Below are 19,857 nucleotides of genomic sequence, written 5' to 3' on the forward strand. Positions count from 1 at the left end.
GCCTTTCGGGCGGGTCATGAAAACGGGGAAGGGCCGGCTTGCGCCAGCCCTTCCCTTATCCTTCATCAGGCCTGCAGCCAGCACTCGATCAGGGCATGGCCGTTGCTGAGTTCCTGCGCCGGGTTGTCGACCCAGCCTTCGACGCCCTTGCCGGTTGCGTCGACGAACTGGTTGAAGAACGGCACGATCAGGCCGCCTTCGTCGCGCATGATCTCGCCCATGTCGCGATAGATCTTCTTGCGCTTGGCTTCGTCGAGCTCGCCGCGCGCCGCAAGCACCATCTTGTCGAAGTCCGGGCGCTTGAAGCGTGTGTCGTTCCAGTCCGCGGTCGAGAGGTAAGCGGTCGAATACATCTGGTCCTGGGTCGGACGGCCGCCCCAGTAGGAGAGCGAGAAGGGCTGCTTGTTCCAGACTTCTGTCCAGTAGCCGTCGCCGGGCTCGCGCTTGATCTCGATCTTGATGCCGGCCTTGGCGCAGCTCTGCTGGTAGAGCTGGGCGGCGTCGACCGCGCCCGGGAAGGCGACGTCGGAAGTGCGCAGCAGGATCGAGCCGCTATGGCCTGACTTCTTGTAAGCCGCGGCTGCCTTTTCCGGATCGAACTTGCGCTGCTCGAAATCGCCGGCGAACAGCGGGTAGGCCTTGTTGACCGGCATGTCGTTGCCAACCTCGCCGTAGCCGCGCAGGATTTTGGTCAGCATCTCCTCGCGGTCCATGGCAAGCTTCAACGCCATCCTGAGATCGTTGTTGTCGAAGGGCGCGGTGTCGCAGAACATGTTGAAGGGGTAGAAGCCGCGGCCCGAGGCGGCGCGGATCGTGACGCCGGGCAGCCGCTTGACCAGGTCGACGATCTTCGGCTCGACACGATTGATCATGTTGACCTGGCCGCCCTGCAGCGCTGCCATGCGCGCCGTCGGGTCGTTGACGACGACGATCTCGACCTGGTCGGCATGGCCGTATTTGTCGGCCTGCCAGTAGTTGGCGAAGCGTTCGCCGCCATGCTTCACGCCGGGCTGGTTCGTGGTGACTTTGTACGGGCCGGTGCCGATGCCGGCGTCCGGCTTGTCCATGCCGCCATTCGGCTGGATGATCAGGTGATAATCCGCCATCAGATAGGGCATGTCGGCATTCGGGTCTTTCAGCGTGACCACGACATTGCCGCCGTCGGTCTTGATGGTGTCGATGCTCTTCAAGACGCCGAGCGCGCCCGACTTGGACTTCTCGTCGCTGTGGCGCTTCAGCGTCGCCACCACGTCGTCCGGCGTCACTTCCTTGCCGTTGTGGAACTGGACGCCCTTGCGGATCTTCATCGTCCAGGTCTTGGCGTCGTCCGAAGAGCCGATTTCTTCGGCAATGCGGTATTCGACGCCGCCGCCCGGCGCGAGCTCGACCAGCGTCTCGCCCCAGCATTTGCCGAAGGCGAACGGAACCTGGCTAAGGAAGGTCGCCGGATCTAGGCTGTTGGTGGATTCGCCGCCCTGCAGGCCGGCCTTCAACGTGCCGCCCTTGACCGGACCGGCCGCACGCACGGCCTTGGAGAGCAGCGAGTTGGCAACGGTGGCGGCGACGCCGAGCGCCGCGGCGCGGCCGAGAAAATCGCGACGGCTAAGTTTTCCGGCCGCGACTCGCCGGCTGAGATAGTCGAGTTCGTTGGACATTATGGTTCCTCACTCTGGATATCCGACCTTAGGGTCGTTTCTTGCTATTGGAGGAGATAATGACCGTAAGGGAAAGCGACAGGCAAGACCGAATGCGACATACCGTGGCGTAAATCGCACGTCGCATTTGGACCAATCTTGTCTCGGCTCAAACCATGGAGCGTGGGATCGCCTGCTCGAAGTCGCGTTCGAAGACCAGCTTTTCGCCCTCATAGGCCTCGATTCTGGCGCTGACGATGAAGTTGCCGGCGTCCGATCGCATCTGGGCAAAAGTTTCGGTCCGCACCGACCATTCATTGCGCGACAATGTCTGCGTCCAATGCGTGGCTCCGGTGGCCGACAACGGGTCGTCGGGATGGATCGTCCATGTCTCGCGCGCGATGCTGCCATTGACCAGCCCATGGTCGAGGTCGCGCAGCTCGCCGAAGTCGTCGGTTATGGAGAGCGTGACAAGGCCGGTCTTCTCGTCGCGGTCGACATGGCGTTCGGACTTTGCCGGCCGGATCGTCTCGGTCGCCCAGGGTTTCGCGCCTTCCGGCTCAGCAAACGAAACCTCATCCTGCTTTGCCAGCGGGCGCAGCGGCAGCTTCAGCGTCGCCTTCGCGAGATCGAGCCGCACCGGCTCCGGCGAGGGCCAGATCATTGGCCAGTAGGCGGTCGAAACGGCGACGCGCAATTTGTGGCCGGCCGGCACCCGGTAAGCGCATTGGTCGAGCACGACGCGTGCCGACACCGTCTCGCCGGGAATCAGCGCATGCGGGAATTCATGCGAGCTGCGGTGCGTGAGATTGAGAACGCCATAGGAAATCAATTCCGAGGCGCCGTCGGGATGCACGTCGCAGAGGCGCACCGCGATGTTGGCCTGGGGCCGATCGGAGGCAATTCGGACCTGGAGCTCGGGCGCCCCGACGATGTCGATCGCCTTGCCGAGCTCGGGTTGGTCGAAGCAAACCGACAGCGCGTCGTCGGGACGCTGGTCGCCCGGCAGTTCCGGCCCGAAGGTGAAGGGAAAATACTCACCGCCGGCAAGCCCGCAGGTCTGCGGCGAAGCGACGATCGAAGGTCTTGCACCTGCCGAAACGAGCTCGATTGCCTCGACCTTGACGTTCGAGGACGGCCATTCCTGTTCCGCCACCCAGCGGCCCGGCCGCTCGGGATGCCAGCGCGCCGGCCGCACGCTGTCCATGACATAGGCACGATAGTCCGGATCGGCTTCGACGCCGGTTTCAGCACCCTTCAGCCAGCGGTCCCACCAGCGCAGCGCTTCCTGCAGGAAGCCGATCGCCGGATTGGGTCCGGCATAATGAGGGTACTTGTGGATCCAGGGGCCGACGATGCCCTTGACCGGCGACTGGATGCCGGTGACGAGATTGGAGATGGTGTTGCGGTAGCCGTCATGCCAGCCGCCGATCGACAGCACGGCCGCCTTCACGGCGGAAAAATCCTCGCAGATCGAGCCGCGCTTCCAATAGGCGTCGCGATGCTGGTGGCTGAGCCAGAGTGGGAGGAGAAAAGACTGGTTCTCCAGCCGGCTGAGCCACAGGTCGCGCCAGCGATTGCTGCCGGCGATCGCCGGATCCGGGGGCCGCGACGAATAGGACAGCATCGTCGAGGCCCAGCCGAAATTTTCCAGGAGCAGGCAGCCGCCCTTGTAGTGGATGTCGTCGGCATAGCGGTCGACGGTCGAGCACAGGCTGATCACCGCCTTCAGCGCCGGCGGCTGCTTCGCCGCGACCTGCAGGCAGTTGAAGCCGCCCCAGGAAATGCCCATCATGCCGACATTGCCGTTGCACCAGGGCTGCGCCGCGGCCCAGGCGATGACGTCGCAGGCATCCTGCAATTCCTGCTCGGAATATTCGTCGTCCATCAGCCCTTCGGAATCGCCATTGCCGCGCATGTCGACTCGGATCGAGGCGTAGCCATGCCCGGCGAAATAGGGATGCGTCAGCTGATCGCGAAAAATGGTGCCGTCGCGCTTGCGGTAGGGCAGGTGCTCCAGGATTGCCGGAACTGGATCGTCAGCCGCATCCTCCGGCATCCAGATGCGCGCCGACAGCCGGCAACCATCCGGCATGACGATGCCCATATCGGGAAATTCGACGACCTTGCGGGGGAATTCGGTGACGGTTCTCATGGGGCGCATAACGCTCCGCGGCGTGACGACTTTCAATCGCCATTCGCGACTGGAGCATCAAAAAATGCGACCTGGGTCGTTAGCGAACGCACCCTCCGATGATCTGGCTTCTCCTTGCATTCTCCAGTAATTTATGTATTACGTTTATTTACGTGGCCCGACGCAGATACGGTGGATGATCTCGCCTGAAAATCGTTTGGGATGAGCCAAAACGGGTGACGAACCTCGCAAACCGAGGTCTCGATTTCGCTGATCTCGATATCGAGTTTTTTGCCACGTCAATCGTCCTCCCGGCCAAGACTGGCCGGTTGAAGGCGATTGGAGAATTTGGAGAGATCATTCTCGCCGTGATCTTCAAGCCGCTTGGTTCCGAAGCGATCTCGGTGATCTCGATGCGTCATGCCAGCCGAAAGGAAAGGTCCGTGTATGAGCAACACTAAGTCACGCGTTCGGCGGCTTACCGACGCCGAGGAAGCCGAAATTCAAAGACAGATTGCTGCCGATCCCGAGGACGGGGAGGCGACAGACGAACAGCTGGCACAAGCCAAGCCTTTCGCGGAAGCGCTCCCGGAGCTCTTCGAGAGTATAAGGCGCTCACGTGGCCGGCCAGCCCTGGAGAAACCGAAGCAAGTCGTCTCCATCCGCCTGGACCAGGATGTCGTCAGAAAATTCAAGGCGACCGGCAAAGGCTGGCAGGCAAGGATAAATAAAGTGCTGAAAAACGCGAAGGTGAGGTAGGCAATCCGCGTCAGTTCAGCGGAATGTCGTTATCGGCCTTGCTTGCCTGATAGGCGCCTGACAGCTCGTCATAGCGCGCCGCGATCCTGCCGATCCGCGCGTCCAGACGCTGGCGCTCGGCCTCGGGCAGCTCCCGCACCAGCCGGCGGATGGAAAAGCTCTTCCAATATGCGTTCTCGGCGTTGTAGCCGCCGGGATCGAGGGTGAAGACCTCCTTCAGGATCTTGAGGTCGTGTGGGATAGCAAAACTGTCGCGCGAATCCTCGTGGCTGAACAGGTAGTAGAAATTGTCGAAGCCGGTCCAGGTGATCGCCGACAGGCAGAGCGAGCAGGGCTCGTGCGTGGCCACGAACAGCGCATCCTTGGTATCGACGCGCTCGGCCTTCGGCATCTCGTAGAAACGCTTCAGGCAGTGCACCTCGCCATGCCAGAGCGGGTTTTCGATTTCGTTGTTGGTTTCGGCCAGCACCAGCGACCGGTCGTCCTTCCGCAGGATCGCGGCGCCGAACAGCTTGTTGCCATGGGCGACGCCTTCAGCGGTCTTCGGCACGATGTCGTGCTCAATGACGTCGAGCAGGCGGTCGATCAGCGAAACGTCGGTCATGGGTAAGCTTTCAGGGGAGGTGGATCTCGTATGGATGCGAGAAATGGAACTCTTCGAGATTGGAGCCCTCACCGCCGCGGTCGACGATGACAAAATCCTGTTCCTCGCCGATCGGCGTTAGCACGCCGTGCCAAAGGTTGCGGCGGTAGTTGATGCCCTGTCCGGGGCCGGCGAGAAAGGCATGCGGCTCACCCGGCCCATCCTTGGTGTCGTGGCAGACGACGACCAGGAACGGTCGCGGCGACAGCGGGATGAAAGCCTGGCTGCCGAGCGGATGGCGCTCGACCATGGTGAGCTTCAGCGGCATCTCATAGGGCGTGCCGCGCACCATCGAGATCAGCACGCGCGCATTCGGGCCGGCGGCTTCCGCCGTGGCCAGGTCGTGATAGCGCATCGCCCGGCCGCCATTGATCGGGTAGCGGTTGTCGCCGCCCATGTCGATGACGTCGCCGAAGGGCGCGAAGGTCTCGCGGGTCAACGGTCGGGCGACGATGCGGGTCACCGCGCGTTGCCCCCAAGGTAGCCGCCAAGCCTGGCGTGCCGGTTGACGTCCTTGTAGAGCAGATAGCGGAAATTGCCGGGGCCGCCGGCATAGCAGGCTTGCGGGCAGAAGGCGCGCAGCCACATGAAATCGCCGGCCTCGACCTCGACCCAATCCTGGTTGAGCCGGTAGACGGCCTTGCCTTCCAGCACATAGAGCCCGTGCTCCATGACATGGGTTTCGGCGAAGGGGATGACCGCGCCCGGCTTCAGCGTCACGATTGTGACATGCATGTCGTGGCGCATGTCGGCCGGGTCGACGAAGCGGGTCGTTGCCCAGCGCCCTTCCGTACCCGGCATCGGGCTCGGCGCCACGTCCTGATCGCTCGAGAAGAAGGCCTCCGGCACGTCGAGGCCGTCGACGGCCTCGTAGGCCTTGCGGATCCAGTGGAAGCGGGCAGCTTCGCCGCTCTCGTTGCGCACCGTCCAGCCGCTGGCCGGTGGCAGGAAGGCGAAGCCGCCGGGGGCAAGCACATGTTTCTTGCCGGCAAGCGATACGGTGATCTCGCCCCCGACGACGAACAGCACGCCCTCGGCGCCCGCATCGAGTTCCGGCCGGTCGCTGCCGCCGCCTGGTAGAACCTCGACGATGTATTGCGAGAACGTCTCGGCGAAGCCCGACAGCGGCCTTGCGATGATCCACGCACGCGTCTCGTCCCAGAACGGCAGCGGGCTGGTGACGATGTCCTGCATCACGCCTTTGGGGATGACCGCATAGGCCTCGGTGAAAACGGCCCTGCCGGTCAAAAGCTCGTTCTGGCCGGGATGGCCGCCATGCGGCGCATAATAGGTTCGCTCGGCAGTCTTGATCATATCCATGGGGATCCCTGGCGTTATTGCGGGAGCATGTCTCTCAGCCGAAGCAGCGCGATGCGTTCGACCTGTTTGCAGGCGGTTTCCAGCTCGGTGCCGCGGCTGTTGCCGATCCGCGCCTCGAACTCCGCCAGGATTTCGTCCTTGGTCTTGCCCTTGACCGCGATGATGAAGGGGAAGCCGAAGGTCGTGACATAGGCGGCGTTGAGTTTCGAGAACAGCTCGCGCTCCTTGTCGGTCAGCGCGTCGAGCCCGGCGGAGGCTTGTTCCTTGGCCGATTCCGGCGTCAGGCGCTTGGCCTTGGCCAGCTTGCCGGCGAGGTCCGGGTGGGCGTTGAGCACCGAAAGCCGCTCGGCTTCGCTCGCCGCGCGGAAGACGCGGCAGAGCGCATTATGCAGGCCGCCGGCGCTGTCATGCGCAGGCCCGAGTTCGAGCTCATAGGCGCGCTCGGCGATCCACGGCGAATGCTCGAAGACACCGCCAAAGGCATGCACGAACTCTTCGAACTCCATCCGCGACGGGCGCAGCGCCGGCGCCTCGTAAGGGTGCGTTTCGCGCCAGTGCCTGGCGATGTCGATGCGCCGCGTCAGCCAAACCTTGTCATGCGACTTCACATAGTCGACGAAGCGCTTCAGCGCCGCCACGCGGCCCGGGCGGCCGACCAGCCGGCAGTGCAGGCCGATATTCATCATGCGCGGCCTGCCCGCTTTGCCCTCGGCATAGAGCGTGTCGAAGCTGTCCTTCAGATAGGCGAAGAACTGGTCGCCCGAATTGAATCCCTGCGGCGTCGCAAAGCGCATGTCGTTGGCGTCGAGCGTGTAGGGGATGACGAGCTGCGGCGTCTCCAGCCCGTCGCGGTCGAACCAGTAGGGCAGTTCGTCGTCATAGGTGTCGGAGACGTAGTCGAAGCCGCCTTCCTCGGCGACGAGGCGAACGGTGTTGACCGAGGTGCGCCCGGTGTACCAGCCGGTCGGCCGCGCGCCGGTCACTTCGTAATGCAGCCGGATGGCCTCATCGAGGTCGCGCCGCTCGTCCTCGGCCGCATGGTCGCGATAGTCGATCCATTTCAGCCCGTGCGAGGCGATTTCCCAGCCGGCCTCCTGCATCGCCGTGACCTGGTCGGGCGAGCGCGCCAGCGCCGTGGCGACGCCGTAGCAGGTCACCGGCACTTGCGCGTCGGTGAACAGCCGGTGGAGCCGCCAGAAGCCGGCCCGCGCGCCATATTCATAGATCGATTCCATGTTCCAGTGGCGTTGGCCGACCCAGGGCGCCGCCCCGACGATCTCCGAAAGGAAGGCTTCCGAAGCCTTGTCGCCATGCAGCACGCAGTTCTCGCCGCCTTCTTCATAGTTGACGACGAACTGCACCGCGATATGCGCGCCGCCGGGCCATTTCGGATCCGGCGGATTGGCCCCGTAACCGCGCATGTCCCTATCGTAACGCATTGCCACTCCTGCCCGATGGTTGAGATGAAGATATCGAAAGGAGTGCGCATGCATTCCCCCGAAAATTTTTGAAAGTGCTTTTTGCCGCGCTCCGCTCGACCGGGGCTTATGCATAGCCTTTAATGGGCGCACAATTGACCTGAAACTGTACCGGCCAATCGGTCGTGCTGGAAATGGGAGGCGCCAGTGGCAGAAACGTCGAAAGCCGATGGCGGGCGCCTGACGACCCATGTGCTCGACACCGCGACTGGACGGCCGGCAAAGGGCCTGTCGATCGGGCTTTTCCGCATCGAAGGCCAGAGCCGCACGCATCTCAAGACCGTGGCCACCAATGACGATGGCCGTTGCGACGCGCCGCTGCTCGCCGGTGCCGATTTCCGCACCGGCGAATATGAGCTGGTCTTCGCCGCCGGCGACTATCTGCGTGGCCAGGGTGTCGACCTGCCGCAACCGGCCTTCCTCGACATCGTGCCGATCCGCTTCGGCATGGCGGAGGCGCGGCATTACCACGTGCCGCTCTTGATTTCGCCCTATGGCTACTCGACCTATCGGGGGAGCTGAGACATGGCCGGGACCCGCAACGAGATACGCTTCATCCTGAACGGCGCCGACGTGGCGCTGAAGGACGTCGCGCCCGATGCGACTTTGCTCGACTGGCTGCGGCTCAACCGCTCGCTGCGCGGCACCAAGGAAGGTTGCGCCGAAGGCGACTGCGGCGCCTGCACGGTGCTGGTCGGCAAGCTCGCTGCCGAAGGTCTCGTCTACGAAAGCGTCAACGCCTGCATTCGCTTCATGGGCTCGCTCGACGGCACCCATGTCGTGACGGTGGAACATCTGCGCGGCGATGGCGAAAAACTGCATCCGGTGCAGCAGGCGATGGTCGATTTCCATGGATCGCAATGCGGCTTCTGCACGCCGGGCTTCATCATGTCGCTCTACGGGCTCTGGATGAAGTCTCCCGATCCGTCCGACGCGGCGATCGAGAAGGCGCTGCAGGGCAATCTCTGCCGCTGCACCGGCTACGAGGCGATCATGCGCGCCGCGCACGCCATTTCGAGCTACGGCAAGGCGGCCAAGGATCCGCTGGCGCTGGAGCGCAAGGACATCACCGCGCGGCTGAAGGCGCTACGCGATGGCGCCAGGGTCGAAATCGGCTCCGGCAAGGCGCGGCTGATCGTGCCGGCCAATGCCGACGATTTCGCCGCCATCTTCGAAAACGAGCCGAAAGCGACCGTCGTTGCCGGTTCGACCGACGTGGGCCTGTGGGTCACCAAGCACATGCGCGACATCTCGCCGGCAATCTTCATCGGCGGTCTCGATGGCCTTGGCGCGATGTCTGAGAAGGATGGCGTGATCACCATCGGCGCCGGCGTCACTTACACCGAAGCCTTCGAAACGCTGTCGAAGCATATCCCGGCCTTGGGACCGCTGGTCGACCGCATCGGCGGCGAGCAGGTGCGCAATATGGGCACCATCGGCGGCAACGTCGCCAATGGCTCGCCGATCGGCGACACGCCGCCGCCGCTGATTGCGCTCGGCGCTGAGCTCACCCTGCGCAAGGGTAACGCCCGCCGCACGATCCCGCTCGAAACCTTCTTCATCGCCTATGGCAAGCAGGACCGTCAGCCCGGCGAGTTCGTCGAGGCCGTCCATGTGCCGGTGCCGGCAAAAGGAACGAAGTTTGCCGTTTACAAGGTCACCAAGCGCCGGGACGAGGACATCACCGCGACGCTCGGGGCTTTCTACCTGACCTTGGCCAAGGATGGCACGGTGACCGATATCCGCATCGCCTATGGCGGCATGGCGGCGACGCCGAAGCGCGCCACGGCGGTCGAGAAGGCGCTGACCGGCAAGGCCTGGAACGAGGCGACGGTGGAGGCCGCAATGGCCGAATATGCCAAGGATTTCACGCCGCTGACCGACATGCGGGCGACCGCCGAATACCGGGCGCTGGCGGCAAGGAATCTGCTGCTGCGCTTCTATATCGAGACGACCGGAACGAAGGCGCCGTTCCAGGTATCACGTGAGGAGGCGGCCTGATGAACAAGCACGCCACTCCCAACCTCAAGGCGGAAAAAATCACCGGCGGCGTCGCCACCGACCAGCGGCACGATTCCGCGCACAAGCATGTCAGCGGCACCGCCGTTTATATCGACGACATGCCGGAGCCGGCCGGCACGCTGCATGTCGGCCTCGGCCTGTCGAAGGTCGCGCATGGCGCCCTGAAGAGCGTCGACCTGTCGGCGGTGCGCTCGGCTCCCGGCGTTGTCGATGTGCTGACCCATGCCGACGTTCCCGGCGAGAACGATGTTTCGCCAAGCAACATGCATGACGATCCGGTGCTCGCCGAAGGCAAGGTGCAGTTTTACGGCCAACCGATCTTCGCCGTGGTCGCCGAGACGCGCGAGGAAGCGCGCCGCGCGGCGCGCCTGGCCAGGATCGAGTATGACGAGCTTCCGGCCGTCATCGACATCTGGGATCTCGACCCGGTCAAGGACAAGCAGGTCACCACGCCGCTGATCCTGAAGCGCGGCGATGCCGCCGCGGCGATCGCGGCCGCTCCCCGCCGTATCAAGAACCGCATGTGGCTCGGCGGCCAGGACCATTTCTACCTCGAAGGCCAGGTCTCGCTGGCCATCCCCGGCGAGGATGACGAGGTCATCGTCTATTGCTCGACGCAAGGGCCGAGCGAGACGCAGCATCTGGTCGCCCATGCGCTCGGCGTGCCCAGTCATGCGGTGACCGTGGAAGTGCGCCGCATGGGCGGCGGCTTCGGGGGCAAGGAAACGCAGGCCAACCAGTGCGCCGCGATCGCCGCGATCGCCGCCAAGAAGCTCAAGCGTGCGGTGAAAATCCGGCTCGACCGCGACGAGGATATGACCGCCACCGGCAAGCGGCATGATTTCGCCATCGACTACGAGGTCGGTTTCGACGATGAGGGCAACATCCTCGGCGTCGACTTCACCTATGCCTTGCGTTGCGGCTTTTCCGCCGACCTGTCCGGCCCGGTCGGCGACCGGGCGCTGTTCCACTGCGATAACGCCTATTTCTATCCGGCGGTGCATGCGAAGTCGGCGCCGCTCTACACAAACACCGTCTCCAACACCGCCTTCCGCGGCTTCGGCGGCCCGCAAGGCATGGTCGGCGCCGAGCGCGTTATCGACGAGGTGGCTTTCGCCGTCGGCAAGGACTCGCTCGAGATCCGCAAGCTCAACTTCTACGACCCGATGGAGGCCATCGGCGAGCGCAGCGTCACGCCCTACCACCAGAAGGTCGAGGATTGCATCATCCAGCGCATCGTGGCGGAGCTGGAGGAAAGCTCCAATTACGCGCGCCGCCGCCGCGAGATCAGCGCCTTCAATGCCAACAGCCGCTTCCTCAAGCGCGGCCTCGCGATGACGCCGGTCAAGTTCGGCATCTCCTTCACCAAGACCGAGGCCAACCAGGCCGGCGCGCTGGTGCATGTCTATGCCGACGGTTCGGTGCATATGAACCATGGCGGCACCGAGATGGGCCAGGGCCTGCATCTCAAGGTGGCGCAGGTCGTGGCGGAAGAGTTCCAGATCGACCTCGACCGGGTCAAGATCACCGCCACCACCACCGCCAAGGTGCCGAACACCTCGCCGACGGCGGCTTCCTCGGGTGCCGACCTCAACGGCATGGCGGCGCAGGATGCCGCGCGCCAGATCCGCAAGCGGTTGACCGATTTCGCCGCCGACAAATATCAGGTCCCGCACGACCAGGTCGTGTTCCTGCCCAACCGGGTGCGCGTCGGCAACCAGGAGGTGGCCTTCAACGACCTGGTCAAGCAGGCCTACATCAACCGCGTCCAGCTCTCGGCGGCCGGCTTCTACAAGACGCCGAAGATCCATTGGGACCGGAGCAAGGGCCGTGGCCACGCCTTCTACTATTACGCCTATGGCGCGGCCTGCTCGGAGGTTTCGGTCGACGCGCTCACCGGAGAGTATGTCGTCGAGCGCACCGATATCCTGCACGACGCCGGCCGCTCGCTGAACCGGGCGATCGACCTCGGCCAGATCGAGGGCGGCTTCATTCAGGGCATGGGCTGGCTGACGACGGAGGAATTGTGGTGGGATAACAGCGGCCGGCTGCGCACGCATGCGCCGTCGACCTACAAGATCCCGCTCGCCTCCGACCGTCCAAAGATCTTCAACGTCAAGCTGACCGACTGGTCGTCGGCCTATGAACCGACCATCCATCGCTCCAAGGCGGTCGGCGAGCCGCCGCTGCCGCACGGCATGTCGGTGCTGCATGCGCTGTCGGACGCGGTCGCGAGTGTCGCTGACCACAAGATCTGCCCGCGCCTCGACGCGCCGGCGACGCCGGAACGGGTGCTGATGGCGATCGAGCGGTTGAAGCGGGAAGCTGCGAAGCCGGCCTGAATGGGCCGAAACGTGCAAATCGAGGCGCAAAACGCTATATTTCCCAGCGCACGACCCCGAAATCGGCGTCGATTTCGGAAAGGATCATGCGCCAAACAGACGAAAATGCAGACGATGAACTCGAAAGTGCAAGAGCTGAAGGAATTCCTCGGCCGCGTCGGCCGGACTGCATTGGTTGAAGTGGCGGCGACGAAGGGCTCGACGCCGCGCGAGGCCGGTGCCTTCATGCTTGTCTCGATATCGTCGATTTTCGGCACGATCGGCGGCGGCCAACTCGAATATATGGCGATCGACAAGGCCCGGCAGATGCTGCGACCCTTATCTCCCCGCACGGGGGCGGATAGCGAAGCCCGGATTGAGGTCGATGAGGTCTGCGCCACGCTGGATGTCCCGCTCGGGCCGGAAATCGGCCAGTGCTGCGGTGGCCGCGTCGAGGTGTCCATCCGCTTGGTCGATGCTTCGCTTGAACGCGAGCTGATCGCCAAGGCCGAAGCCGAGGAAGCGCGTCTCCCGCATGTCTATCTCTTCGGCGGTGGCCATGTTGGCCAGGCGCTGGCTGAGTCGCTGGCGCTGCTGCCGACCCATGTCGTCGTCGTCGAGACACGGGCAGATGCACTGGAAGGCATGCCCGAAACGGTGGAAACACGCCTGACGCCGATGCCCGAGGCCGTGGTGCGCGAGGCGCCGGCTGGGTCGGCCTTCGCTATCCTGACCCACGACCATGCGCTGGATTTCCTGATCGTCGCCGAGGCGCTGAAGCGCGACGACACTGCCTATGTCGGCATGATCGGTTCCAAGACCAAAAAGGCCACCTTCAAGAACTGGTTCCTGAAGTCGGCCGAAGGCAGCGATGCCCAGTTCGGCCGGCTCGTCTCGCCGATCGGCGGCAATGCGGTGAAGGACAAGCGCCCGCCGGTGATCGCAGCACTCGCCGCCGCCGAGATCATGACGTCGCTGGTGTCGCACGCCGTCGAGGCGCCAAGGTCCGCCGGTGCTGAAAAGGCGATGGCCGGCTGATCAGCCGGCCATGTGAGCGGCCGTCTGGCTATTCCTTCTCCTGCGTGTGCGCCTCCAGGAACCACAACAATTTGTCCAGTGAGCGCGAATAGGCGGTGAAGATGTCCGCCGTATCGCGATCGCCGGCGTCGTCCGCCTCGTCGATCGCCTCGCGCGTCAGCTTGGCGGCCGCGGCATAGCGGTCGATCAACGCCGCCAGGTGATCCTTGGTCTTGTGGATGTCGGTCGGATAGGGTTTCAGCCGGGTTGCCTTTGACACTTCTTGCGGAGTGCCATGCGCGGTGCCGCCGAGCTGGACGGCGCGCTCGGCGATGATGTCGACATGGCCGTCGATCTCCTCGCGGAATTCATCGAGCATCTCGTGGATGGCGATGAATTGCGGGCCCTTCACGTTCCAATGCGCCTGCTTGGTGATCAGCGCCAGGTCGATGGCGTCGGCAAGCCTGGCGTTGAGCAGATCGATCGATTCCTTCTTGGCATCGGATTTGAGGTCGTTCTTGGTGACGATGGCGTCCATGGTCGGCTCCTGTCGCGCTGCGTCGGTGATGAAAGCTGAAGGCGGCCCGAGCGACCGCCAGTCGTCAGAACGGCGACGACCCGAATTTCGTTCCGCATTGGAATAAGGAGCCTGATTGCAGCTGTGACTGAAGCTCACGGCTGCTCGTCGCTTTCTTCGTTTCCCAAACGCGGTCGAACCGTGTTTTCTGCGCGCCTGACCAGCGGTGAACACGGGACGAGCGACATGGACGTATTGCGCATAGCGGCATTTTCGGATGGGAACACCGGCGGCAATCCCGCTGGCGTGGTGATCGGCGAGGCCTTGCCGGGCGCGGCCGACATGCAGCGTGTCGCGGCCGAAGTCGGCTTTTCGGAAACCGCCTTCGCTGCGCCCGAAGGCGACGGCTGGCGCGTCCGCTACTTCTCGCCGGAATCGGAAGTGCCCTTCTGCGGCCACGCCACGATAGCGCTCGGTGCGGCGCTGGTTAGAAAATTCGGCGACGGCATCTTCAAGCTTACCCTCAACCAGGCCGACATAACCGTCGAAGGGTTTCGCGACGGTGCCAACTTTGCCGCCGCCTTGCAGTCGCCACCGACGCGAAGCAAGGCTGCTTCGTCGGAACTGGCCGGGGAGGCTCTCGCCTTGTTCGGCTATCAGCCGGGCGATCTCGACCCCGCCATTCCGCCGGCGCTGATCCATGGTGGCGCCGATCACCTCGTCCTGGCGCTGAAGTCTCGCGAGGCGCTGGCCGCCATGGCCTATGATCTGAGAAAGGGCCAGTCCTTCATGCGGCGCGAAGGCCTGGTCACGATCCTGCTCGCCTATGCCGAGACGCCGCGCCTGTTCCATACGCGCAATCCATTCGCTTCCGGCGGTGTCTACGAAGATCCGGCGACGGGCGCCGCGACCGCTGCCTTTGCCGGCTATCTGCGTGATCTCGGCTGGCCGCATGGCGGCGCGATCGACATCGTTCAAGGCGAGGATATGGGCATGCGCTCACGCCTTCATGCCGATATCCCGCCGACACCGGGCAGCTCGATCAGAGTGTCGGGAACGGCACGGCTGATGGACTGAACTCTTAAACCGGCCGCTTGAGGCCGAGATGCTCGCGCAGCGTGCGGCCTTCGTAGTCCTTGCGGAAGAGGCCGCGCCGCTGCAGCTCCGGCACGACCAGCGTCGCGAAGACGTCGAGCTCGCCCGGGAACCAGGACGGCTTCACGTTGAAGCCGTCGGCGGCGCCGCCTTCGAAGCGGGCCTGCAATTCGTCGGCGATCTCTCCGGCCGTGCCGACAATGCGCCAATGGCCGCGTGCGCCGGCAAAGTAACGCGCGAGCTCGCGGATCGAGAGCCCGTCGCGGCGCGCCTGCTCGATGACCAGCGCCGGCCGGCTCTTCATGCCTTCGCTCTCCGGCAGTTCGGGCAGCGGCCCGTCGATCGGGTAGCGGCCGAGATCGGAGATGCTGAGATAGCTGGAGAGCAGCGCCACGCCGACATCGTCGGGGATCAATTCCTGCAGCGCGTCATATTTCGCCTGCGCCTCGGCTTTCGTGGCGGCGACGATCGGCGCCACGCCGGGCATGATCTTGACGTCGTCCGGCTGTCGCCCATAGGCGGCGAGCCGGCCCTTGAGGTCATCATAGAAGGCCTTGGCTTCCTCAAATGTCTGCGCCGCCGAGAACACGACGTCGGCGGTGCGCGCGGCAAGATCCTTGCCGTCATCGGAGGCGCCGGCCTGCACCATCACCGGCGCGCCTTGCGGCGAGGGCGGAATGTCGAGCGGATCGCGTACCGAAAAGCTTTCGCCGTCATGGCCGGCAGCGCGCCGGTTCCACAGGCCGGTGATGACGGTCGCGAATTCCCGCGCCCGCGCATAGCGGTCGGCATGCGGCCGCAAGCCCGTCGCGCCGAAATTCGCCGCTTCGATTGGGCTCGCCGAAGTGACGAGGTTCCAGCCGGCGCGGCCGCCGCTCAGATTGTCGAGCGAGGCGAACATGCGCGCCAGCCCGTAGGGCTCATTGTAGCTGGTCGATGCCGTCGACACGAGGCCGATGCGCTCGGTCTGCGCGGCCAGCGCCGACAGCAGGCTGATCGGCTCGAAGCCGATGGAACGCGAAGTCTGGCTGGCGATGTTGACATCGGCCTCGCGCAGGCCGGCGGCGTCCTCGCAGAACACCATGTCGAACTTGGCGGCCTCGGCAGTGCGGACAAGCTGTACGTAGTGGTCGATGTCGATGCCGGCCTTCACATGCGCATCCGGATGGCGCCATGCGGCGATGTGATGGCCGGTCGCCCACAAGAACAGGCCTAGCTTCATCTGGCGCGCGCTCATTTTGCGCCTCCCGCTCCAAGCGCGAGACGGGAGCGCAGCGTCGCCCCATGAGCAGGGCGGGCGCGGTCTCGACGGCGCAATTCCGGTAGGATGCGATCGGTAAAACCGTCGATCGCGGAACGGTCAGCCGGCAAAGCGAAGATCAGGCCGTCACTGCTTTCCGCGCCCAACCACACCTCCAGCCTTGCGGCGGTGAGATCGGGGGCGAAAACCGTCGTCAGCACTTTTAGCGCGTCAAGCGTGCGTCCGGCGGCCAGCGCCCGTTTCTTGAGATCGTCGCAGGTCGCTCTAGCGCCTTCCGGCGGGGGTTCCTCAATCGCTATGACATCGGCGACGCTGGCGGCGAAATCGAGGTCGGTCCTGGCGAGGCCGGACATGGCCAGCAGCGGCGTGTCCTGCGGCGAGCGGGCGATGTTCAGCGGTCCGCGCACCGAGAAGAACTCGCCCTTATGATCGAGGAAGTGCATCTTGCGGGGATCGTGGAACCGGCCGCCCGCCTGGTCGAACAGCAACGCGTCCGCGTCCCAGCCTCCCCACAGCCCTTGCACGATGCCGATGAATTCTTCGGCGCGTCGCCGGAAATCATTGTTCGGAATGCCTGCCGGTCGGCTGAAATTGGCCGCCTCGAGCGGGTTCTGCCGCAGCGTCGCGTTCCAGCCGACGCGGCCATGGCTGATGATGTCGAGCGATGCAAAACGTCGCGCCAGGTTGTACGGCTGGTGCGCGAGCGTCGAGGCGCTGGCGACGAGGCCAATATTCTCCGTCACAGTCGCCAGCGCGGCGATGAGGGTGGTCGCTTCGAACGGGCTGGTCGACGGCTCGCCGCTTGGCCACGAGTCGGAAATGATGACCATGTCGACACCGGCCGCTTCGATCTTTCGTACGAATCCGGCGATCTCCGCGAATGTCAGCCCGGTCTGCCCTGTGGCGACGGCGATGTTGAGGGAAACGGCGAGATGCATTGGGTAGCCTATTCGGCTGCGGGCGACCTCGCGCAACCATCCGGTTACCAACCTAGGCTGGCTTTCGCGTAAGGCAACCGGCCCGGATGGGCCACCAGGCTGCCACTTGCCGGCCAGCTACTGTCTAGCGGCAAGGTCGAAGTCCTGGCCACCCGATATTGCGTGGCGGGTCGGATACCTCGGTGGTTAGCCGCGGCGCCCATCCCGTCGTCATTCTATGGCGGAGCAAGGAGCGAAGCGACGCGGCGCAGACCATAGAATCCATTCCGTGACTTCAAAACGTTGCGACGATGCAGAATTCTGCTCCGCAGCACCCTACGATCAAAGTCACGGAATGGATCCTCGGGTCTGCGCTCCGCTTCGCGTCGCTCCACCCGTGGATGACGACGTCACGCAGGCTTCGGCCAATCGCGACGCGACGCAGCGCTAGCGGCCCATCACTTCCCGGCCAAGATATCCTTGATAAGCCGCTGGCAGCGCTCGGCCATGAAGTCGAGCAGCAGCCGCACTTTCGGGTCCTGCAGCTTCTTGTGCGGGTAGACGGCGGCGAATTGCACCGGTGTCGGTGGTGTCTTGGCCAGGATCACCTTCAGCCTCTGGTCGCGGATGAACGGCTCGACCTCGAAACGCGGCTTGTTGATGATGCCGCGCCCGGACAAGGCCCAGCCGGTCAGAACGTCGCCGTCGTCGGTGTCGTAGGGACCGTGCACCTCGAACTTCTGCGGGCCGCCCGGCGTCTGCAGCGTCCAGACATATTCGCGCGCGCCGGCATAGCGCAGCATCAGGCAATCGTGCTTCTTGCCGATCAGTTCCTGCGCCTCGGCCGGTTCGCCGCGCGCTTCCAGATATTTCGGCGCCGCCACCAGCACGCGCTCGCATTCCATGATGCCGCGCATCCTGAGGCTCGAATCCTCGATGATGCCGAGCCGGAAGGCGACGTCGATGCCTTCCTTCATGATGTCGACATTGTGGTCGGAGAGCCTTAGCCGCACCTCGATATCGGGGTACTTGTCGTGGAAGTCCGGAATGCCCGAGGCGATCAGCCGCCGGCCGAGGCCGAGCGGCGCCGTGACCCTGATGGTACCGCGCGGCTGGCCGGAAAGTGCCGCGACCGCTGCTTCCGCCTCGGTGATCGCGTCCAGCACCTGCTTGGCGCCGGTGTAGAACACCGTGCCGTGCTCGGTCGGCATCAACTGGCGGGTCGTGCGGTTGAAGAGCCTGACGCCCAGGTGCTTCTCCAACTCCTTGATGCGGTTGGAAGCCACCGCCGGCGAAATGCGCATGTCGCGCCCCGCTGCCGACAGATTGCCGAGCTCGACGACGCGGACGAAGACGGCGATGTTGTCGAGATAGGCCATGCGTGGCTCTCATGCGGCTGCGTAGGGCAAGCCTAGTATTTTTTATTTTTTTTTGAAAGTCATCGCGCACCTCGCCTCTTTTCGTTTGCGCGCCAGACCGTAAAGTCGCTCCCATCGGCAGGGACGAGTGCAATGACGGATTTCGCGATTTTCTGGGACTGGCTGAGTTTTGCGGTCCGCTGGCTGCATGTCATCACTGGCATCGCCTGGATCGGCTCGTCGTTTTATTTCGTCGCCCTCGACCTTGGGCTGCGCCAGCGTCCAGGCCTGCCCGCCGGCGCCTTCGGCGAGGAATGGCAGGTGCATGGCGGCGGCTTCTATCACATCCAGAAATATCTGGTGGCGCCGGCCGAGATGCCGGAGCACCTCACCTGGTTCAAATGGGAATCCTACGCCACCTGGCTGTCGGGCTTCGCCATGCTCTGCGTGGTCTATTACGCCGGCGCCGATCTCTTCCTGATCGACCCCAACGTGCTCAACATCTCGGCGCCGGTCGGCATCCTTCTGTCGCTGGCGACAATCGGCGTCGGTTGGATCGTCTACGATCTGCTCTGCCGTTCGCCGCTCGGCAAAAGCGACACCGGGCTGATGCTGGTGCTCTACTGTGTGCTGGTCTTCATCGCCTGGGGGCTGACGCATCTCTTCACAGGCCGCGCCGCCTTCCTGCATCTCGGCGCCATCACCGCCACGATCATGTCGGCCAACGTCTTCATGGTCATCATCCCCAACCAGAAGATCGTCGTCGCCGACCTGATCGCCGGCCGCAAACCGGACCCGAAATACGGCAAGATCGCCAAGCAGCGCTCGCTGCACAACAACTACCTGACCTTGCCGGTCCTGTTCCTGATGCTGTCGAACCACTACCCGCTGGCCTTCGGCACTCAGTTCAACTGGGTCATCGCCTCGCTGGTCTTCATCATCGGCGTGCTGATCCGGCACTATTTCAACACGGTGCATGCCAGGAAGGGCAATCCGACCTGGACCTGGCTGGGCGCGGCGGTGCTGTTCATGATCATCATCTGGCTGTCGACCGTGCCGAAGGTGCTGACCGGCGAGCCGAAGACCTCAGCGGCCTCCGCCGCCGCGCAGGTCTACATCGCCTCGGCTCACTTCCCGGCCGTGCGCGACACCGTGCTCGGCCGCTGCTCCATGTGCCATACGGAAGAGCCGGTCTATGAAGGTATCTATCATGCGCCGAAGGGCGTGCTGCTCGATACCGACGAGCGCATCGCCGAACATGCGCGCGAGATATATATCCAGGCCGGCCGGGCGCATGCCATGCCGCCCGCCAACGTCAGCCACATAACAGACCAGGAACGGGCCCTTCTGGTCGCCTGGTTCGAGGGCGCCGGAAAATAAG

At 64.1% G+C, this 19,857-nt stretch carries 18 protein-coding genes; 8 read left to right on the forward strand and 10 right to left on the reverse strand.

What is annotated here, in order from left to right:
* Window positions 1-65 precede the first annotated feature (65 nt).
* A complete protein-coding gene (locus WDX12_RS11145; RefSeq protein WP_320294169.1) occupies window positions 66-1,655 on the reverse strand; it encodes an ABC transporter substrate-binding protein in 1,590 nt (529 codons plus the stop codon).
* Window positions 1,656-1,803: 148 nt separating this feature from the next.
* Complete coding sequence (locus tag WDX12_RS11150; RefSeq protein WP_434724902.1) at window positions 1,804-3,789, reverse strand: CocE/NonD family hydrolase; 1,986 nt, start codon at window positions 3,787-3,789, stop codon at window positions 1,804-1,806.
* A 185-nt stretch (window positions 3,790-3,974) separates the two neighbouring features.
* Here WDX12_RS11150 and WDX12_RS11155 point away from each other — a divergent pair, with 185 nt between their 5' ends.
* Both WDX12_RS11155 and WDX12_RS11160 read left to right on the forward strand, forming a co-directional pair.
* Window positions 3,975-4,229 carry a BrnT family toxin gene (locus WDX12_RS11155; protein WP_320294461.1) on the forward strand — a complete coding sequence of 85 codons (255 nt, stop codon included), beginning with the start codon at window positions 3,975-3,977 and terminating at the stop codon, window positions 4,227-4,229.
* Complete coding sequence (locus WDX12_RS11160; protein ID WP_434724903.1) at window positions 4,216-4,527, forward strand: BrnA antitoxin family protein; 312 nt, start codon at window positions 4,216-4,218, stop codon at window positions 4,525-4,527. The genes WDX12_RS11155 and WDX12_RS11160 overlap by 14 nt, the downstream gene beginning before the upstream one ends.
* 10 nt (window positions 4,528-4,537) lie before the next feature.
* Here WDX12_RS11160 and WDX12_RS11165 read toward each other — a convergent pair whose 3' ends face one another.
* From WDX12_RS11165 to puuE, 4 genes are read right to left on the reverse strand one after another with little or no spacing between them, the layout of a single operon-like run.
* Window positions 4,538-5,131 (reverse strand): nucleoside deaminase, encoded by a 594-nt coding sequence (locus WDX12_RS11165; RefSeq protein ID WP_434724904.1) that lies wholly within the window; start codon window positions 5,129-5,131, stop codon window positions 4,538-4,540.
* 10 nt (window positions 5,132-5,141) lie between these two features.
* Window positions 5,142-5,633 (reverse strand): ureidoglycolate lyase, encoded by a 492-nt coding sequence (locus tag WDX12_RS11170; RefSeq protein WP_434724905.1) that lies wholly within the window; start codon window positions 5,631-5,633, stop codon window positions 5,142-5,144.
* Window positions 5,630-6,490 carry a bifunctional allantoicase/(S)-ureidoglycine aminohydrolase gene (locus WDX12_RS11175; protein WP_434724906.1) on the reverse strand — a complete coding sequence of 287 codons (861 nt, stop codon included), beginning with the start codon at window positions 6,488-6,490 and terminating at the stop codon, window positions 5,630-5,632. The genes WDX12_RS11170 and WDX12_RS11175 overlap by 4 nt, the downstream gene beginning before the upstream one ends.
* 14 nt (window positions 6,491-6,504) lie before the next feature.
* Window positions 6,505-7,929: an allantoinase PuuE gene (puuE, locus tag WDX12_RS11180; protein WP_434724907.1), complete on the reverse strand. Its 1,425-nt coding sequence runs from the start codon at window positions 7,927-7,929 to the stop codon at window positions 6,505-6,507.
* 186 nt (window positions 7,930-8,115) lie between these two features.
* Here puuE and uraH point away from each other — a divergent pair, with 186 nt between their 5' ends.
* From uraH to xdhC, 4 genes are all read left to right on the forward strand, one after another.
* Window positions 8,116-8,490, forward strand: coding sequence for a hydroxyisourate hydrolase (uraH, locus tag WDX12_RS11185; protein WP_320294176.1), 375 nt, complete (start codon window positions 8,116-8,118; stop codon window positions 8,488-8,490).
* A gap of 3 nt (window positions 8,491-8,493) precedes the next feature.
* The gene (xdhA, locus tag WDX12_RS11190; protein ID WP_434724908.1) at window positions 8,494-9,969 is read left to right on the forward strand and encodes a xanthine dehydrogenase small subunit; all 1,476 of its coding nucleotides are present in this window, start codon (window positions 8,494-8,496) and stop codon (window positions 9,967-9,969) included.
* The gene (xdhB, locus tag WDX12_RS11195) at window positions 9,969-12,332 is read left to right on the forward strand and encodes a xanthine dehydrogenase molybdopterin binding subunit (RefSeq protein WP_434724909.1); all 2,364 of its coding nucleotides are present in this window, start codon (window positions 9,969-9,971) and stop codon (window positions 12,330-12,332) included. Before xdhA ends, xdhB begins: the two co-directional genes overlap by 1 nt.
* Before the next feature lie 114 nt (window positions 12,333-12,446).
* The gene (gene xdhC / locus WDX12_RS11200; RefSeq protein WP_434724910.1) at window positions 12,447-13,349 is read left to right on the forward strand and encodes a xanthine dehydrogenase accessory protein XdhC; all 903 of its coding nucleotides are present in this window, start codon (window positions 12,447-12,449) and stop codon (window positions 13,347-13,349) included.
* Window positions 13,350-13,377: 28 nt separating this feature from the next.
* Here xdhC and dps read toward each other — a convergent pair whose 3' ends face one another.
* Window positions 13,378-13,866, reverse strand: coding sequence for a DNA starvation/stationary phase protection protein Dps (gene dps / locus WDX12_RS11205; RefSeq protein WP_434724911.1), 489 nt, complete (start codon window positions 13,864-13,866; stop codon window positions 13,378-13,380).
* Between the two features lie 225 nt (window positions 13,867-14,091).
* On the opposite strand from dps, the gene WDX12_RS11210 reads away from it, so the two are divergent.
* Window positions 14,092-14,922 (forward strand): PhzF family phenazine biosynthesis protein, encoded by an 831-nt coding sequence (locus WDX12_RS11210; protein WP_434724912.1) that lies wholly within the window; start codon window positions 14,092-14,094, stop codon window positions 14,920-14,922.
* A 4-nt stretch (window positions 14,923-14,926) separates the two neighbouring features.
* On the opposite strand, the gene WDX12_RS11215 is transcribed toward WDX12_RS11210, so the two are convergent.
* The 3 genes from WDX12_RS11215 to WDX12_RS11225 all read right to left on the reverse strand — a co-directional run bounded on the left by WDX12_RS11215 (window position 14,927) and on the right by WDX12_RS11225 (window position 18,497).
* Window positions 14,927-16,177, reverse strand: a complete 1,251-nt coding sequence (locus WDX12_RS11215) for an LLM class flavin-dependent oxidoreductase (RefSeq protein WP_434724913.1) — start codon at window positions 16,175-16,177, stop codon at window positions 14,927-14,929.
* A complete protein-coding gene (locus WDX12_RS11220) occupies window positions 16,174-17,139 on the reverse strand; it encodes an LLM class flavin-dependent oxidoreductase (protein ID WP_434724914.1) in 966 nt (321 codons plus the stop codon). Before WDX12_RS11220 ends, WDX12_RS11215 begins: the two co-directional genes overlap by 4 nt.
* A gap of 437 nt (window positions 17,140-17,576) precedes the next feature.
* On the reverse strand, window positions 17,577-18,497 hold the full coding sequence (locus tag WDX12_RS11225; RefSeq protein ID WP_434724915.1) for a LysR family transcriptional regulator: 921 nt from the start codon (window positions 18,495-18,497) through the stop codon (window positions 17,577-17,579).
* A 132-nt stretch (window positions 18,498-18,629) separates the two neighbouring features.
* Between WDX12_RS11225 and WDX12_RS11230 the strand changes: the two genes are divergently transcribed.
* Window positions 18,630-19,856: a urate hydroxylase PuuD gene (locus WDX12_RS11230; protein ID WP_434724916.1), complete on the forward strand. Its 1,227-nt coding sequence runs from the start codon at window positions 18,630-18,632 to the stop codon at window positions 19,854-19,856.
* Window position 19,857: the final 1 nt, after the last annotated feature.

This window comes from Mesorhizobium sp. RIZ17, assembly GCF_051127865.1.
Classification (GTDB): domain Bacteria; phylum Pseudomonadota; class Alphaproteobacteria; order Rhizobiales; family Rhizobiaceae; genus Mesorhizobium; species Mesorhizobium humile.

Coding starts and splice junctions, on each gene's coding strand:
- WDX12_RS11175 (WP_434724906.1), bottom strand. CDS start 6,490: ATGGATATGATCAAGACTGCCGAGCGAACCTATTATGCGCCGCATGGC.
- WDX12_RS11160 (WP_434724903.1), top strand. CDS start 4,216: ATGAGCAACACTAAGTCACGCGTTCGGCGGCTTACCGACGCCGAGGAA.
- WDX12_RS11165 (WP_434724904.1), bottom strand. CDS start 5,131: ATGACCGACGTTTCGCTGATCGACCGCCTGCTCGACGTCATTGAGCAC.
- WDX12_RS11230 (WP_434724916.1), top strand. CDS start 18,630: ATGACGGATTTCGCGATTTTCTGGGACTGGCTGAGTTTTGCGGTCCGC.
- xdhC (WP_434724910.1), top strand. CDS start 12,447: ATGAACTCGAAAGTGCAAGAGCTGAAGGAATTCCTCGGCCGCGTCGGC.
- WDX12_RS11225 (WP_434724915.1), bottom strand. CDS start 18,497: ATGGCCTATCTCGACAACATCGCCGTCTTCGTCCGCGTCGTCGAGCTC.
- puuE (WP_434724907.1), bottom strand. CDS start 7,929: ATGCGTTACGATAGGGACATGCGCGGTTACGGGGCCAATCCGCCGGAT.
- WDX12_RS11150 (WP_434724902.1), bottom strand. CDS start 3,789: ATGAGAACCGTCACCGAATTCCCCCGCAAGGTCGTCGAATTTCCCGAT.
- xdhA (WP_434724908.1), top strand. CDS start 8,494: ATGGCCGGGACCCGCAACGAGATACGCTTCATCCTGAACGGCGCCGAC.
- WDX12_RS11210 (WP_434724912.1), top strand. CDS start 14,092: ATGGACGTATTGCGCATAGCGGCATTTTCGGATGGGAACACCGGCGGC.
- WDX12_RS11145 (WP_320294169.1), bottom strand. CDS start 1,655: ATGTCCAACGAACTCGACTATCTCAGCCGGCGAGTCGCGGCCGGAAAA.
- dps (WP_434724911.1), bottom strand. CDS start 13,866: ATGGACGCCATCGTCACCAAGAACGACCTCAAATCCGATGCCAAGAAG.
- WDX12_RS11215 (WP_434724913.1), bottom strand. CDS start 16,177: ATGAGCGCGCGCCAGATGAAGCTAGGCCTGTTCTTGTGGGCGACCGGC.
- xdhB (WP_434724909.1), top strand. CDS start 9,969: ATGAACAAGCACGCCACTCCCAACCTCAAGGCGGAAAAAATCACCGGC.
- WDX12_RS11220 (WP_434724914.1), bottom strand. CDS start 17,139: ATGCATCTCGCCGTTTCCCTCAACATCGCCGTCGCCACAGGGCAGACC.